14 protein-coding genes are annotated in these 14,679 nt (G+C 76.4%); 9 read left to right on the top strand and 5 right to left on the bottom strand.

Annotated elements, in window-relative coordinates:
- Window position 1: 1 nt before the first annotated feature.
- The 6 genes from AC3ET3_RS09025 (at window position 2) to AC3ET3_RS09000 (ending at window position 5,348) form a co-directional block, all read left to right on the top strand.
- On the top strand, window positions 2–223 hold the full coding sequence (locus tag AC3ET3_RS09025; RefSeq protein ID WP_432138401.1) for a V-type ATP synthase subunit F: 222 nt from the start codon (window positions 2–4) through the stop codon (window positions 221–223).
- Window positions 220–819 (top strand): hypothetical protein, encoded by a 600-nt coding sequence (locus AC3ET3_RS09020; protein WP_435611939.1) that lies wholly within the window; start codon window positions 220–222, stop codon window positions 817–819. The genes AC3ET3_RS09025 and AC3ET3_RS09020 overlap by 4 nt, the downstream gene beginning before the upstream one ends.
- Window positions 807–2,573, top strand: coding sequence for a V-type ATP synthase subunit A (locus AC3ET3_RS09015; RefSeq protein ID WP_432138403.1), 1,767 nt, complete (start codon window positions 807–809; stop codon window positions 2,571–2,573). Before AC3ET3_RS09020 ends, AC3ET3_RS09015 begins: the two co-directional genes overlap by 13 nt.
- On the top strand, window positions 2,570–3,967 hold the full coding sequence (locus tag AC3ET3_RS09010) for a V-type ATP synthase subunit B (protein ID WP_432157715.1): 1,398 nt from the start codon (window positions 2,570–2,572) through the stop codon (window positions 3,965–3,967). The genes AC3ET3_RS09015 and AC3ET3_RS09010 overlap by 4 nt, the downstream gene beginning before the upstream one ends.
- A 4-nt stretch (window positions 3,968–3,971) precedes the next feature.
- A complete protein-coding gene (locus AC3ET3_RS09005) occupies window positions 3,972–4,604 on the top strand; it encodes a V-type ATP synthase subunit D (protein WP_432138405.1) in 633 nt (210 codons plus the stop codon).
- Window positions 4,605–5,117: 513 nt separating this feature from the next.
- Entirely contained in the window at window positions 5,118–5,348 is a 231-nt protein-coding gene (locus AC3ET3_RS09000) for a hypothetical protein (protein WP_432138406.1), read from the top strand.
- Window positions 5,349–5,481: 133 nt separating this feature from the next.
- Here AC3ET3_RS09000 and AC3ET3_RS08995 read toward each other — a convergent pair whose 3' ends face one another.
- The 4 genes from AC3ET3_RS08995 to AC3ET3_RS08980 all read right to left on the bottom strand — a co-directional run bounded on the left by AC3ET3_RS08995 (window position 5,482) and on the right by AC3ET3_RS08980 (window position 7,613).
- The gene (locus AC3ET3_RS08995) at window positions 5,482–6,000 is read right to left on the bottom strand and encodes a flavodoxin domain-containing protein (protein WP_432138407.1); all 519 of its coding nucleotides are present in this window, start codon (window positions 5,998–6,000) and stop codon (window positions 5,482–5,484) included.
- Between the two features lie 38 nt (window positions 6,001–6,038).
- The gene (locus AC3ET3_RS08990; RefSeq protein ID WP_432138408.1) at window positions 6,039–6,566 is read right to left on the bottom strand and encodes a universal stress protein; all 528 of its coding nucleotides are present in this window, start codon (window positions 6,564–6,566) and stop codon (window positions 6,039–6,041) included.
- A gap of 118 nt (window positions 6,567–6,684) precedes the next feature.
- Window positions 6,685–7,308, bottom strand: coding sequence for a DUF4389 domain-containing protein (locus AC3ET3_RS08985; RefSeq protein ID WP_432138452.1), 624 nt, complete (start codon window positions 7,306–7,308; stop codon window positions 6,685–6,687).
- 77 nt (window positions 7,309–7,385) lie between these two features.
- Complete coding sequence (locus AC3ET3_RS08980; RefSeq protein WP_432138409.1) at window positions 7,386–7,613, bottom strand: hypothetical protein; 228 nt, start codon at window positions 7,611–7,613, stop codon at window positions 7,386–7,388.
- 195 nt (window positions 7,614–7,808) lie between these two features.
- On the opposite strand from AC3ET3_RS08980, the gene AC3ET3_RS08975 reads away from it, so the two are divergent.
- The 3 genes from AC3ET3_RS08975 to AC3ET3_RS08965 all read left to right on the top strand — a co-directional run bounded on the left by AC3ET3_RS08975 (window position 7,809) and on the right by AC3ET3_RS08965 (window position 12,245).
- Window positions 7,809–8,684, top strand: a complete 876-nt coding sequence (locus tag AC3ET3_RS08975) for a universal stress protein (RefSeq protein WP_432138410.1) — start codon at window positions 7,809–7,811, stop codon at window positions 8,682–8,684.
- Between the two features lie 75 nt (window positions 8,685–8,759).
- Window positions 8,760–11,129 (top strand): glycoside hydrolase family 65 protein, encoded by a 2,370-nt coding sequence (locus tag AC3ET3_RS08970; protein ID WP_435611938.1) that lies wholly within the window; start codon window positions 8,760–8,762, stop codon window positions 11,127–11,129.
- A gap of 126 nt (window positions 11,130–11,255) precedes the next feature.
- Window positions 11,256–12,245, top strand: coding sequence for an Acg family FMN-binding oxidoreductase (locus tag AC3ET3_RS08965; protein WP_432138412.1), 990 nt, complete (start codon window positions 11,256–11,258; stop codon window positions 12,243–12,245).
- Between the two features lie 73 nt (window positions 12,246–12,318).
- On the opposite strand, the gene AC3ET3_RS08960 is transcribed toward AC3ET3_RS08965, so the two are convergent.
- A complete protein-coding gene (locus AC3ET3_RS08960) occupies window positions 12,319–14,664 on the bottom strand; it encodes a heavy metal translocating P-type ATPase (RefSeq protein WP_432138413.1) in 2,346 nt (781 codons plus the stop codon).
- Window positions 14,665–14,679: the final 15 nt, after the last annotated feature.

Genomic DNA, 14,679 nt, shown 5'->3' with positions numbered 1-14,679 from the left:
CATGGCCCGGATCGCGGCCATCGGGGAGCGGCCCCGGGTGACCGGGCTGCTGACGGCCGGCGTCGAGGTGTTCCCCGCGCACGACCCGGACGCCGTACGCGCCGCCTGGGACGCCCTGCCGGCCCACGTCGCCCTGGTCATCCTGACCCCCGCGGCGGCCGCCGCCCTCCCCCCGGACCGCCTGGACGGGGACCGGCCACTGACTGCGGTGATGCCGCCATGACCCCCGAGCCGGCCGCGGGCGGCGGCCGCGCGCACGCCTCTCCGGCCCGTACACCGTCCGGCACGCCGGCCGCGCTCCCGCTCCCGCGGGGTGCCGGTGCGGCCCTGGACCCGGTGCGGACGCGGCTGCTCGCCGACGCCCGGGAGGCCGCCCGGGCGCTGCTGGCCGCCGCCGACCGGGACGCCGACGCCGCCGTGCGGGACGCCGGGGCGAGCGCCGCGCGGATCCTGGCCGAGGCGCGCCGGCAGGGCAGGGCGGACGCCGACCACCGCGTGAGCGCCGAACGGGTCCGCGCCCGCCGCGCCGCGCGCGCCCGCGAACTGGCCGCCCGCCGGGCATGCTGGGAGGAGCTGTGCCGTCAGGTCGTGGCCGGCGTCGAGGCACTGCGCCGCACCGACACCTACCCGCCGCTGCGTGACGGGCTCGCCGCGCGCGTACGGGCCGCACTCGGGCCGGACGCGGTGATCACCGAGGCCCCGGGCGGCGGCGTCGTCGGCGAGGTGCCCGGCCGCCGCATCGACTGCCGGCTGGCCACCTTCGCGCGACGCGCCCTCGACCGCGCCGCCGCGGGAGAGGAGGAGCCATGGGTTCCCTGACCCGGGCCGCGCCCGCCGCCGGCCGCGTCCTGCGCGTCGCCGGTCCCCTGGTGGAGGCCGAGCACGTCCCCGGCACCGCCATGAACGACCTCGTCGCGCTGGGCGAGGCCGCACTGCCCGGCGAGGTCGTCGCGATCCGGGACGCCGTGGTCACCGTCCAGGCCTACGAGTACACCGGTGGCCTCGCGCCCGGCATGCCCGCGCGCCCTCTCGGCCGGCCCCTGTCCGCGGCGCTCGGTCCCGGCCTGCTGGGCGGCGTGTTCGACGGCCTGCTGCGCCCGCTGTCCGGTGCGGGCGACTGGCTGGCGCCCGGGGCCCTCGGCGACCCACCCGGGCCCCGGCCCGCCCGCGAGTTCACCCCCCGGGTGGCCGAGGGGGACCGGGTCCGGCCCGGCGACTCCCTCGGCGAGATCACCGGCACCGGCCCCGTCCGCCTCAGCGCGCTGGTGCCGCCGGGCCGGGCGGGAGAGGTGACGCGGGTGGCCGCACCGGGCCGGTGCCCCGAGGACGCCGTCCTCGCCCTCGTGGCGGGCGTACCGGTCCGCATGACCACGCGCTGGCCGGTACGCGTCCCCCGCCCGGTCCGCGCCCGGACGCCCGCCGAGCGTGCCCTGACCACCGGCCAGCGCGCCATCGACCTGCTCTTCCCGGTCGCCGTGGGCGGCACCGTCGCCGTGCCCGGCGGGTTCGGCACCGGCAAGACCGTCCTGCTCCAGCAGATCGCCAAGTGGTGCGACGCCGACGTCATCGTCTACGTCGGCTGCGGCGAGCGGGGCAACGAGATGGCCGACGTCATCGACGAGTTCGGCGCGCTCACCGACCCGCGCACCGGGGGCCGGCTCGCCGACCGGACGGTGATCGTCGCCAACACCTCCAACATGCCCATGATGGCCAGGGAGGCCAGCGTCCACACCGGGGTCACGGTCGCCGAGTACTTCCGCGACATGGGCCTGCACGTCGTCGTCATCGCCGACTCCACCTCACGCTGGGCCGAGGCCCTGCGCGAGTTCGCCTCCCGGACCGGCGCGCTGCCCGCCGAAGAGGGCTACCCGGCCGGCCTGGCCTCCGCGCTGGCCGCGTTCTACGAGCGCGCCGGCCCGGTCACCACCCTGGGCGGACGCGCCGGTTCCGTCACCGTGATCGGCGCGGTCTCGCCGCCCGGCGGGGACATGACGGAACCCGTCACCGCCCACACCCAGCGGTTCGTGCGCTCCCTGTGGACCCTGGACCGCGACCTCGCCTACGCCCGCCACTACCCGGCCGTCTCGTGGGCCGAGTCGTTCTCCCGCGACATCGAGACACTCGACGCCCGCGACCTGACGCCCGCCGCCGACGGCGCGGCGGCCGGCGACCCGGACCGGCCCGCGCGCCGCGCCCGGGTCGCCGCCGTGCTCGCCGAGGCCGACCGGCTCGCCGACCTCGTCGACCTGCTCGGCATCACCGCGCTCCCCGCCCGCGAGCGGATCGGGGTGCTGGGCGGGCGGCTGGTGCGCGAGGCCGTGCTGCAGCAGAGCGCCCTGTCGGCCCGGGACGCCTACAGCGGCCCGGAGAAGACCGCGGCCCTGGCCGACGCGGCTCTGGCGGTCGCCGCCCGCTGCCGCGAACTCGCCGACGGGGGAGTCGACCCGGCCCGCATCGAGAACGTCGACTTCGCGCCGCTGCTGCGGGCCCGAGAGGAGGCCGGCCCGCACGACTCCGACACCGTGCGCGCCCGGTGCCGCGCCATGCTGGACCGACTCGGGGAGCTGCGGTGAACGCCGTACGGGACTGGGGGCGCGCCGAGTTCACCTCGGTCAGGGAGCTGCGCGGACCCCTCCTGGTCGTCGACGGGGTCGAGGGCGTCGGCTGGGACGAGTACGTGGTGCTCACCCTCGCCTCGGGAGAGCGGCGGCACGGCGTCGTACTGGAGGTGGACCGGGGCACGGCCGTGGTGCAGGTGCTGGAGAACACCGCCGGCATGGACCCCGGACGGATCGCCGCCGCCTTCGCCGGCAGCCCCTTCCGCGTCCCCGTCGGACCGGGCTGGCTGGGCCGCGTCTGCAACGGCCGCGGCGTGCCGCTCGACGGCGGACCGCCCGTGTTCGCCGCCGACAGCGCCGAGGTCGGCGGCCGGCCGGTCAACCCGGTGCGCCGTGAACCGCCCGCCGAACCGGTCCTCACCGGGGTCAGCGCCGTCGACGCCCTGACGACCCTGGTGCGCGGCCAGAAACTCCCGGTGTTCTCCGCCGCGGGCCTGCCGCACCTGGAACTCGCGGCCCAGATCGCCGCCCGCGCCACGGTCGGCGGGCAGCCCTTCAGCGTGGTGTTCGCCGCGATGGGCGTCACCCACGCCGACGCCGACTTCGTCCGTGACGCCCTGGAGGAGCGCTCCGCCGCCGGTGAGCTGGTGCTGCTGCTCAACACCGCCGACGACCCGGTCATCGAACGGGTCCTCACCCCGCGCATCGCCCTCACCGTCGCCGAGCACCTCGCCTTCGCGGCTGGCCGCCACGTGCTCGTGGTGATGACCGACATGACGAGCTACGCCGAGGCCCTGCGCGAGGTGTCCGCCGCCCGAGGCGAGATCCCGGCCCGGCGCGCCTACCCCGGCTACCTCTACAGCGACCTGGCGTCCCTGTACGAGCGCTGCGGACGGGTCCGGGGCCTGCCCGGCTCAGTCACCGTCCTGCCGGTGCTCACCATGCCCGCCGGCGACATCACCCACCCCGTGCCCGACCTCACCGGATACATCACGGAGGGGCAGATCGTGCTGTCCCGCCCGCTGCACGCCCGGGGCGTCTACCCGCCCGTGGACGCGCTGTCGTCACTGTCCCGGCTGATGCGCAAGGGCGCCGGGCCCGGCCGCACCCGAGCCGACCACCTGGACGTCGCCGCCCAGCTGCTGTCGGCGCTCGCCCGCGCCCGCCAGGTCCGCGACCTCGCCGACCTCGTCGGGCAGGGCGCGCTCGGCGCGGTGGACCGCCGCTACCTCGACTTCGAGGAGGCCTTCGCCCAGGGCCTGCTGCGGCAGCGGCGGGACGAGGCGCGCCCTTTGGCGGACACCCTGGAGCGTGCCTGGCGGGTGCTGCTCACCCTGCCGCGCAGCGAGCTGTCGATGCTGCCGGCCGACCTGCTCGACGCCCACGGGGCGTCCTCCGAGGGGCGGTGATCTGGTGCCCGAGCCACGCGTCCCACCCGGCCGGGCCGGCCGGACCCGGCTGCGGCGCCGCCGGGAGGCGGCCCTGCGGGGCGCCGACCTCCTCGACCGCAAGCTGCGGATCCTGCTGCGACGGCACCGGGAACTCCGACGCGTCGAGGACGAGACACGGGTGGTGTGGCACGACCGGGCGGCCCGGGCGCAGGCCTGGACCCGCCGGGGCGTGCTGCTCGGCGGCCCCGACGGTCCCGGTGGCGCGACCGGCCCGGACGCCGCCGACTACCCGCACCGCGCGGAGCTGCGGATCACCTGGGACTCCACGACGGGGGTACGGCATCCCGGCGCCGTGCACTGCGAGACGGCCGGCCGGGACCCCTCGGCCCCTGCCCCCGACAACACCGCCCTGCTGCTCGCCGAGGCCGCCTGGGCCGACGCCGTCCGCGCGGCGGCGGCCCACGCCGCCGCGCGCCGCGCCGCCCACGTGGTGGGGGAGGAGGTGCTGCGGACCCGGCAGCGGGTGCGGGCACTGCGGCGGCACTGGATACCGGCGCTGGAGACGGCCCTCGCGCGGCTGGAAGCGGCACTGGAGCAGGCCGAGCACGAGGACGCGGTACGCAGGCGGTGGGCGGCCGGGCGGGGAAACGGATGACCGCCCGGCGCCTTCGCCGGTCGGCGGCCGGGCCACCCGGCCCGCACGGCCCGTCGGGCCGCGGGGGCGCGCCCGACGGGGAGCACGGTTGCTTCCCGGACCGCGCCCGCACCGGGGGCATGGGGCTGCGGTGGGGCGGTGGGCCGTGGCGTGACGGCGGGAAGGACCATCCACTTCTCGCGGATCCCGATTGCGCGGTGCGCGACCGGTGAAGGTCGCTTCCCCGCGTCGTTCCGATCGGTCCTTCCCGTCGCTCCCAGCACACCACACAGACCCCCCGCGCGCCAGGGCCGAGCGGCCTCAACCGGAAAGGCGCCCGCCACGGCCACCGGCGGACACCTCCCGCACCCGTGTTCCGGTCGGCACGGGACCCCCGGCCCCGCTGCCGGGACCTGCGGCGGGCCGGTCGGCTCAAGTGCCGCCCCTCGGTGAGGAGTTCTATGGAAACGGGAAGACCGCACCGTTCTCCGCGCCATGTCGACCGGCCGGGAGGGCCGGGAAGGAGCGAGGACCATGGGCACGAGCCTCACACCGGAGTTCTGGGAGCGCCTCGCCGTGCTGCTGCTGGCGGCAACGGGCGTGACCTTCGTCCTGACCGCCGTGCTGGACGCCCTCGCCCTGCGCGTGGCCCGCCGGCGCGCCGCCCAGCTGCCGCCCACACCCCCGCCGCCCCTGCCGGACGCCCGGGCACCCCGCCCGCACCCGCGTGCCCCCTCGGACCGTCGCCCGCCGGTGCCGTGCTGACCCCGGCCGGTGCGCGGGACGCGGCGAGGACCGCCGCGCGGGGGCCGCGTCTTCTCCCGGCTCACCGACGGCGGCACCGTGACACCGGCCGAGCTGCGGCGGGCCCCCGGTCCACGGCGGCACCCCGTCGGCATCAGTGCCGTGTCCGGCCCGTCAGCTCCTCGGCTATCGCGTCGGCCCAGCGGTCCAGGGCGTCCCAGTCGCGGTAGTCGCCGTACCGTCCGCAGAACAGGTGGAACACGAACCGTCCGGTCAGCGAGAGGTGGGCGGGGCGGACGACGCCGGAGAACAGCCGGTGCTCCCGGAGGGGCAGCCCGCCGGGCAGGCTCTCCACGATCACCGGGGCCTCCTTGGGGCCCATCCGCCGCCAGGGTCCCCGCAACGCGTCCGGCATGCCCACGCTGAACAGCCACACGGGCCGCTCGCGCAGGACGTCCGCGCCACGCCGCAGGAACTCCTTCGCCGGATCGAGCCAGGTCTGCCCGTGCACGGCGCTGCCCAGGACGAACGCCGCGTACGCGCCCGCGTCGGGCACGCTCTCCATCGGTCTGGCCTCGGCCGTCAGGCCCGCCGCGCCGAGCCGGGCGGCGAGGCTGCGGGCGATCTCCGCCGTCGATCCGTGCGCGGTCGCGTATCCCACCAGGACGTCCATGGGATCACCTCCACGGGTCAGGTCCGGGCCGGGTGAGGTCACGCCACGCCCGCGCCGCTGGGCAGCCGCGCCGGTGGCGCCTGCACGATCCGCAGGTCCGGTTCCGCGCGGTCGGGGTCCGGGGCCGGGACGGTGACCACCGGCACCGCGGCGTGACGCAGGCACTCGCGGCTCACCGGCCCGACGGCCGGGAGGTCCTCCCGGCCGCGGGCGCTGTGGCCGAGGGCCAGCAGCAACGCGCCGTCGGTGTGGCGCAGCAGGACCCGGGCGGGCGGCCCCTCGGCCAGGACGGCGTGCACCGCGGGGTCCACGCGGGGGCCGAAGACCTCGCGGACGGAGTCGGCGAGCAGCGCGGCGGCCCGCTCGCGCTGCTGCGCGCGGGTCGGCCGGCCGGCGACGGGGGCGTACGGCGCGGCGTGCAGGGGGGCCGGTTCCCAGGCGTGCACGGCGAGGACCCGCGTGCCGAGCACGTGGGCCTGCCGCGCTGCCCAGCGCAGCGCGGCGCGCGACGCGTCGGAGCCGTCCACACCCACCACGATGCCGTTGCTGTCGGTGCGCTGGGTCATGGCTGCCTCCTTCGACGGTCCCTGTCTCCACCGTGCCCCGGCGCGGGCCCTGCCCGCGTGGGCCGCCCGGCACCCGTGCGGTGCCGGGCGGCCCCTGCGACGGGCCCGGCCCGCGTGCTCACGCATCGGGCTCGCGGCCGCCCTGGTCCAGGCGGAACGGCGGGTAGACGTCCGTCATCAGCGCCGCGTACGCCGCGACGCGCAGCACCCAGCGGTTCAACCCGACGACCAGGTCGAAGATGCCGCGCGGATAGCGCCCGGTGGCCGCCAGGGCCACCCCGGCGAACAGGACGAACAGGGCGATCAGCCCCACGTCCGCCCACGGCACGCGCGCCCCGCCGAGGAGGACGGCCAGCACCATGTAGTGGGGGATCGCCAGCAGCCACCACTTGACCAGGACCAGCCCCCGGGACAGCTCGTCCGGGTAGTCGAGTTCGAAGCGGGCCGGGTAGTCGGGCACGTCCGCCAGGGTGAACGGCGGATAGCGGTCGGTGCCGAGCCCGCCGTAGGCGTAGTACGACACCCGCCAGCTCCAGCGCAGCACGCCGGTGTTGAACTCGAACAGGGCGCGCGGGTAGCGGCCCGTGAAGAGGATGGCGAAGAAGGCCACCACGCTCACCACCACGAACGCCACCCACAGGAAGCACAGGACGACGTAGTGGGGGAGGGCGAGCAGCCACTTCACCAGCCACAGCCAGCGCGACAGCGGCCGGTCCAGCTCGGCTGTCACGCGTACCGGCATGTCCGGCGCGCGGGGCCCGCCGGTGCCGGTGTCGGTCTCGGTGTACGGGGCGGTCTTCACAGCGCCTCCTTCGTCCGTCAGCCACGGAATCGGCGATGGTCGTCGTCGCTGCGGCCGATGTAGTGCCGTTCCTCGATGACGGTCTCGTTCTCGCCGGGACGCTGGTGACCGGCGACCGTACCCATGAACATCAGCAGGCCCAGCAGCCCGGCGGCCATCAGGACGAGTCCGAGGACGACCGTGTTCTGGAACACCAGCCAGGTCCCGAGCCCGAGCGCGATCAGAAGCAGGAACGGAGCGGTCATGGCCGGTCCTCCCTAACCATTTGTCCTGTCTCAAGCGTCTGCCCGGCAGGCCACCCGCCCCAGGGGCCGTTCGGCCCGTCCGGGGGCCGGTGCACCCCTGTCCCGCGCCGGTACCCGGTGGCAGAGTGACGATGGAGTGAGGGGTGCCCGCCCGGCCCGGTGCCGCGCGGACGAGCCTGGGAGGCGGTGAGGAGCATGAACCTGCCCGTGGTCGTGGGCGTCGACGGATCCCCGGACGCCCTCACGGCGGTCGAGTGGGCGGCCGACGAGGCCGCCCGGCACGGCCTGCCGCTGCGCCTGCTGTACGCCTCCCTGTGGGAGCGCTACGAGGGCGACCGGTCCCCCGAGGAGCCCGGCCCGGCTTCGGAGCAGGTGATGGCCGACACCGTCGTCGCGACCGCGGCGGACCACGCCCGCCGGCGGGCCCCCGGCCTGAAGGTCCTGACGGACATCGTCCCGGAGGAGGCGGTGCAGGCGCTGCTGTACGCCGGCCACAACGCCACGCTGCTGGTCACCGGTTCCCGCGGCCGCGGCGGACTGCGCGGCCTGCTGCTCGGCTCGGTCGGCCTGGCCGTCGCCGGGCGCGCCCACTGCCCCGTCGTCGTGGTCCGCGGCGACCGGGCCGCGCTGGCGGGCACCCACGAGCGGATCCTGCTCGGCGCGGGCGACCCCGACAGCTGTGAGGAGGCCGTCCGGTTCGCGTTCGGCGAGGCCAGGGCGCGCGGCTGCGTCCTCGACGTCGTGCGCGCCTGGCGTCGGCCCCTGCACGACCCCGCCGGTCATCCGCTGCTCATCGGCGACCCGGCCCACGAGCAGGAACTGCAGGCCTCCGAACAGCTCGACGCGGTGCTGCGGGAGGCGGCCGAGGACCATCCGGAGATCCGGCTGCGCCGTGCCACCGCCGAGGGACCCGCCCGGCGGGTGCTCCTCGATCGCTCGGCCGCCGCCGACCTGGTGATCGTCGGAGCCCGGCGTCGCACCGGTCTCGTCGGCCTGCAACTGGGCCGGGTCGCCCACACCCTGCTGCACCACGCCCCCTGCCCGGTGGCGATCGTGCCGCAGCGGGTATGAGTGGCCGCAGGGCTACGGCGTAGCGCGGCGGAGCCGGGGAACCCGGACCCACCGCCGACGGGAGGGAGTGCCGCAGTGACGGGCTGGACCTGGGAGTACGAGGGTTACGAACCCGAGGACGAACGCCTGCGCGAGTCACTGTGCACGCTGGGCAACGGCTGCTTCGCCACCCGGGGAGCGCTGCCCGAGTGCGCCGCCGACGACGTCCACTACCCCGGCACCTATGTCGCCGGCTGCTTCAACCGGCTCACCTCGGACGTCTCGGGCCACGAGGTCGAGAACGAGGACATGGTCAACATGCCGAACTGGCTGCCGCTGCGCTTCCGGCTGCCCGGCGGCGAGTGGCTCACCCCGGACACCGCGCCCGTCCTCGAACACCGCCTGAGACTGCAGCTGTCCGCCGGTCTGCTGGAACGGCACACCCGCTACGGCCTCGGCGACGGACGGGAACTGACGGTGCGCCAGGAACGCCTGGTGCACATGGCCGATCCCCATCTGGCAGCGCTGCGCACCCAGTTCACCGCCACCGGCTTCTCCGGCACCGTGGAGGTGGAGGCCGCGCTGGACGGCGGGGTTGTCAACGCCGGCGTGGCCCGCTACCGCCGGCTGGACGGCCGTCACCTCGAACACGTGCACACCGGCGACACCGGACCGGACACCGTGTGGCTGCGCTGCCGCACCCGCACCTCGGGCATCCGCGTCGGCCTGACCGCCCGGCTCACCGCCGACGCGCCCGTCACCGCACGGCACGAGAGGACGCGCGTCCTGCAGCGGCTGGACCTGGAACTGACCGAGGGCCGCCCGGCCGTCGTCGACAAGACGGTCGCCGTGCACACCTCGCGCGACCCCGCCATCAGTGACCCCCTGCACGCCGCACTGCACCGGGTCGAACGCGCCCCGGCCTACGACGACCTGCTGGAGTCCCACCTGACGGCCTGGGACCAGCTGTGGCGCCGCGCCGACCTCGACGTGCCCGGTGAGTCCGGCCCCATCCTGCGCCTGCACCACTTCCACGTCCTGCAGACCCTCTCCCCGCACACCGCCGACCTCGACGTCGGCGTGCCCGCCCGGGGACTGCACGGCGAGGCCTACCGGGGCCATGTCTTCTGGGACGAGCTGTTCGTCCTGCCCTACCTCAACCTGCACTTCCCGGAGGTGTCCCGGGCCCTGCTGCGCTACCGCCACCGCCGTCTGGAACAGGCCTGCGTCGCCGCCCGGGAGGCCGGCCGGCGCGGCGCGATGTACCCGTGGCAGAGCGGCAGCGACGGCCGCGAGGAGACCCAGCAGCTCCACCTCAACCCCAACTCCGGACGCTGGCTGCCCGATCACTCCCGCCTGCAGCACCACGTCGGCTCCGCCATCGCGTACAACGTCTGGCAGTACTGCGAGGCCAGCGGCGACAGCGAGTTCATGCACACCAAGGGCGCCGAGATGCTGCTGCGGATCGCCCGGTTCTGGGCGGACAGCGCGGTCTGGGACGACACCCTCGGCCGGCACCGTATCAAGGGCGTGGTCGGCCCCGACGAGTACCACGACGCCTACCCCGACGCCGCCGAGCCGGGCCTGGACGACAACGCCTACACCAACGTCACCGCCGCCTGGGTGCTCACCCGCACGCTGGAGCTGCTGCGCTCGCTGCCCGAGCCGCGCCGCCGCGAACTCGTCGAGCGCACCGCGCTGGACGGCGGCGAACTCGAACAGTGGGAGGACGTCTCCCGCACCCTGCACGTGCCCTTCCACGAGGGCGTCGTCAGCCAGTTCGACGGATACGGCGACCTCGCCGAGCTGGACTGGGAGGGCTATCGGGAGCGGTACGGCGACATCCGGCGGCTGGACCGGATCCTGGAGGCCGAGGGCGACACCGTCAACCGCTACCGGGCCTCCAAACAGGCCGACGTCCTCATGCTCGGCTACCTGTTCTCCCCGGCCGAGCTCACCGGCCTCTTCCGCCGCCTGGGCGTGCGCCTGGACGACGACACCTGGCGCCGCACCGTCGACTACTACCTGCACCGCACCAGCCACGGCTCCACCCTCAGCGGCCTGGTGCACGGCTGGGTACTGGCCCGCGCCCGCCGCGCCGAGGCCTGGACGTTCTGCCAGGAGGCCCTGCAGGGCGACATCGCCGACGTCCAGGGCGGCACCACCGGCGAGGGCATCCACCTCGGCGCCATGGCCGGCACCCTCGACCTGGTGCAGCGCGGCCTGACCGGCCTGGAGACCCGCGGCGGAGCCCTCTGGCTCGACCCGGTCCCGCTGCCCGAGCTGTCCTCCTACGGGTTCTCCCTGCGCTACCAGGGCCACTGGGGCATCCGGCTGCGCCTGGAGCGCGGCTGGCTGGAGATCGCCGTACCGTCCTCCGACGAGTCCCCCATCGATGTGCGCCTCCCCGACCGGGCGGTGTGCCTCCAGCCGGGCGAGACCGTGAAGCTGGCGCTCCCCGACTGAGGCCCGCGCCGGCCCGGGGGCCGGACGGCCCCCGGCGCCGGCCCGACGGCCCCTGGCATCCGCCGCCGCACCGAGGGACGCTGGCTGCGAGGAACCCTGCCGTCCGCCTCCGAGGGGAGGTGCGCCATGCCGGCGCGACCACTCGACCCGATGACCGTGCGGGCCCTGGTGGCGGCCGCCACGGCCGCTCCCTCGCTGCACAACGCCCAGCCCTGGCGCTTCCGCTACCGCAGCGCCGACCACGTCCTGGAACTGCGCGCCGACTTCGAGCGCGCCATGCCGTACACCGACCCCGACCACCGCGCCCTGCACATCGGCTGCGGCGCCGCCCTGTTCAACCTGAGGGTCGCCGCCGCCCACCACGGACTGGGCGCCCCCGTGCGGCTGCTGCCCGACGCCGCCGAACCCGGACTGCTCGCCGCCGTCCGCCCGGCCGCCACCGACCAGCCCGACCACTCGCTCGCCGTGCTGCACCCGGCGATCCCGCGCCGGCACACCAGCCGCCACCCGTTCCGCGACGAACCCGTGCCGTTCGACGTACGGGACGAACTGTCCGCCGCCGCCCGCGCGGAGGGCGCCCAGCTCTTCTTCCCCGACCCCTGGCACGTGGCGGCGCTGCTGAACCAGATCCACGACGCCGAGGGCCGCGACCTGGCGGACCCGGAGCGGACCGATGAGGTACGGCGGTGGACCCGGGTCGGCCCCGAGGCCGCCGACGCGGCCGTCGACGGGATCCCCGAGTACGCCTTCGGACCGTCCAAGTACGACGGCGGCGCCCCGGTCCGGGACTTCGCCGGCCGACGGCACCTGGCCGACCGCACCTGGGCGACCTTCGAACCGGCTCCCAACATGGTCCTCCTCGGCACCCGCCACGACCGCGCGGCCGACTGGCTGACGGCCGGGCAGGCCCTGGAGCGCGTCCTGCTCCTGGCCACGCTGCACGGCCTGGCCACGGCCCTCGCCTCCCACTCCCTGGAACGCTCCGACCTGCGCGAACTCGCCCGCGACCCCGCGTCCGACATGGGCTACGTCCACATGATCCTGCGCATCGGGCACGGCCCGGCGGGTACGGCGTCACCGCGCAGGCCGGTGCCGGACGTCCTGGACATCGTCTGACCGGCACCGGCACCCGCCCTGGACCTTCCGGACCACCGGCCCGGACCGTCCGGCCCACCTGCCCGCGCCTTCCCTACGCCGACGGGCCGGGGGCCGGGTCAGGGGCCAGGGAGAAGTAGCTCTCCTCCTCCTGCACGAAGTGCAGGCGCAGCACCGTGTGCAGCCCGTACAGGCAGGCGCGCAGGTCGTCGAGCTGCTCGGGGGCCAGGCCGGCCGGTCCGGCGAGCGCCAGATGGGTGGCGACACGCCGGGCCAGCCGGTCGATCTCCGCGTGGGCGCGGCTCATCGTCGCCGTCGCCTCGGGGCCGCCCAGGGCCGGTGCCAGCGCCGGGTAGAGCTCGTGCTCCTCGGCGTGCTCGTGCGGCAGCAGCCGCTCGGTCAGCAGCCGGTGGACGCCCGCCACCGCCGCCAGGGCCTCGTCCGGGTCCGCGTCGGCGGAGAGGCGGTCGGCGGCGTCCCGGACGGCGTCGAGGACGTCCCGCAGATCGTCGTGCTCGGCGGCGAACCGGCGGACCAGCTCCGCCGCGCGCGGCTGGAGCGCCGGCCCCACCGCGCGGTCCGCGCCGAGGGCCCGCAGCGCGTTGAGGATCACCGCCGCGTCGATGCCCTCCTGCAGCAGCGCCCCGGCCGCCGGGGGCAGCAGCCCGAAGGCCGCCGCGACCATCGCGGCCAGCGACAGCGCCATCCCGCCGAGCGCGCTCTGCACGGCGATCCGCCGCGCCCGCACGGCGATCTGGACGGCGTCGGCCAAGCGGTCCACGCGGTCGGTGGTGAGCACCACGTCGGCCGCCTCCGAGGACGCCGTGGAACCGTGCGCGCCCATCGCCACGCCGACGTCGGCGGCGGCCAGCGCGGGCGCGTCGTTCACCCCGTCGCCCACCATCACGGTGACCGCCCGCTCGCGCTCGGCACGCACCTCGGCGACCTTGCCGGCCGGGGAAAGCCCGGCGCGCACCGCGTCCAGCCCGAGCACGGCGCCGACCTCGCGGGCGGGCTCCGCCCGGTCCCCGGTGAGCATCACCAGACGCCCGAACCCCGCCGTCCGCAGCCTGCGCAGCGCCCGCGGCGCGTCCGGCCGTACGGGGTCGCGCAGCAGTACGGCCCCCACCGCCCGCCCGGCAACGGTCAGCCACGCCACCGCCGCCCCGTCCAGCAGCGCCCGGTTGTCCACGGCCCGCACCCAGGCCGGGAGCGGCGATCCCGGGGCCGCCGAAGCGCCCGGCTCCTCGGCGAGGCGGCCGACCGTGACCCGCCGGCCCTCGACGACACCGGTGGCGCCCCGGCCGGGCTCCTCGGTCACTCCGTCCGGCGCCGACAGCTCCAGGCCGCGTTCCCGTGCCGCCTCCACCAGCGCCCGGGCCAGCACGTGCGGGGAGTACTGGTCGACGGAGGCGGCCAGCCGCAGCACCTCGCCCGGCGGTGTGCCCGGCGCGGCGAACACGTCCAGGACACGGGGCCGGCCCCCGGTGAGCGTTCCCGTCTTGTCCAGCAGCAGGGTGCGGGCCCGGCCCAGCGTCTCCAGCGCGCCGCCGTCCCGGACCACCACCCCGAGCCGCGACGTCCGTGACAGACCCGACACCACGGCCACCGGAGCCGCCAGCAACAGCGGGCAGGGCGTCGCGACGACCAGCACGGCCACCGCCCGCACCGGGTCGCCGCTCAGCAGCCAGGCGATTCCGGCCACGGCGAGGGACAGCGGCAGGAACCAGGCCGCGTACCGGTCGGCCAGCCGCACCACGGGCGCCGACCGCTCCCCGGCCTCCCGGGCCAGCCGGACGATCCCGGCGTAGGTGCTGTCCGCCTCGGTCGCGCTGGCCCGCAGGTCGAAGACGCCGCCCGCGTTGACGACACCGCTGCGCACCGCTTCTCCCGGCGCCCGCCGCACCGCGAGCGGCTCCCCGGTGAGCGCCGACTCGTCCAGCACGGCCGTGCCGCCGGTCAGCCGCCCGTCCACCGGGACCACCTCGCCCGGCCCGACGACCACCGTGTCCCCGACGCCGATCTGGTCGCACGGCACCGTACGCACCTCGGCGCCCGCACGCAGCCGGGCGGTGCGCGGCGCGCGCTCCAGCAGCGCCCGCAGGTCACGCGTCGCCCGCCGCCGAGCCGCCGCCTCCAGCGTTCGGCCGGTGGCCAGCATCAGCGCGATCAGCGCCCCCGCCAGGTACTCGCCCACGGCGAGCGTCCCGCCGAGGGCCAGTACGGCGATCAGGTCCACGCCGGCCTGCCCGCGCCGCAGCGCCGACAGCACCCAGCCGAGCGCGGGCACCACGGCGATCCCCGCGCAGGCCCCCCACAGCAGGTCCGCGAGGCCGGCGGCGCCGGCCCAGCGGGCCACGCCGCCGGCCGCCACCAGAACCGCCGTCACCACCAGCAGCACGGGCTCCAGCCGTGCCGTGCGGGAACGCAGCACCTCCATGGCGGCACCCGGCCG

Source organism: Streptomyces sp. bgisy159, from assembly GCF_057707805.1.
Note: the sequence above shows the minus strand (reverse complement) of the source record. Positions and strands in the feature narration are given on the sequence as shown.

Coding starts and splice junctions, on each gene's coding strand:
- AC3ET3_RS08965 (WP_432138412.1), top strand. CDS start 11,256: ATGCCGGCGCGACCACTCGACCCGATGACCGTGCGGGCCCTGGTGGCG.
- AC3ET3_RS08995 (WP_432138407.1), bottom strand. CDS start 6,000: ATGGACGTCCTGGTGGGATACGCGACCGCGCACGGATCGACGGCGGAG.
- AC3ET3_RS08980 (WP_432138409.1), bottom strand. CDS start 7,613: ATGACCGCTCCGTTCCTGCTTCTGATCGCGCTCGGGCTCGGGACCTGG.
- AC3ET3_RS09000 (WP_432138406.1), top strand. CDS start 5,118: ATGGGCACGAGCCTCACACCGGAGTTCTGGGAGCGCCTCGCCGTGCTG.
- AC3ET3_RS09020 (WP_435611939.1), top strand. CDS start 220: ATGACCCCCGAGCCGGCCGCGGGCGGCGGCCGCGCGCACGCCTCTCCG.
- AC3ET3_RS08960 (WP_432138413.1), bottom strand. CDS start 14,664: ATGGAGGTGCTGCGTTCCCGCACGGCACGGCTGGAGCCCGTGCTGCTG.
- AC3ET3_RS08975 (WP_432138410.1), top strand. CDS start 7,809: ATGAACCTGCCCGTGGTCGTGGGCGTCGACGGATCCCCGGACGCCCTC.
- AC3ET3_RS09015 (WP_432138403.1), top strand. CDS start 807: ATGGGTTCCCTGACCCGGGCCGCGCCCGCCGCCGGCCGCGTCCTGCGC.
- AC3ET3_RS08985 (WP_432138452.1), bottom strand. CDS start 7,308: ATGCCGGTACGCGTGACAGCCGAGCTGGACCGGCCGCTGTCGCGCTGG.
- AC3ET3_RS09025 (WP_432138401.1), top strand. CDS start 2: ATGGCCCGGATCGCGGCCATCGGGGAGCGGCCCCGGGTGACCGGGCTG.
- AC3ET3_RS08990 (WP_432138408.1), bottom strand. CDS start 6,566: ATGACCCAGCGCACCGACAGCAACGGCATCGTGGTGGGTGTGGACGGC.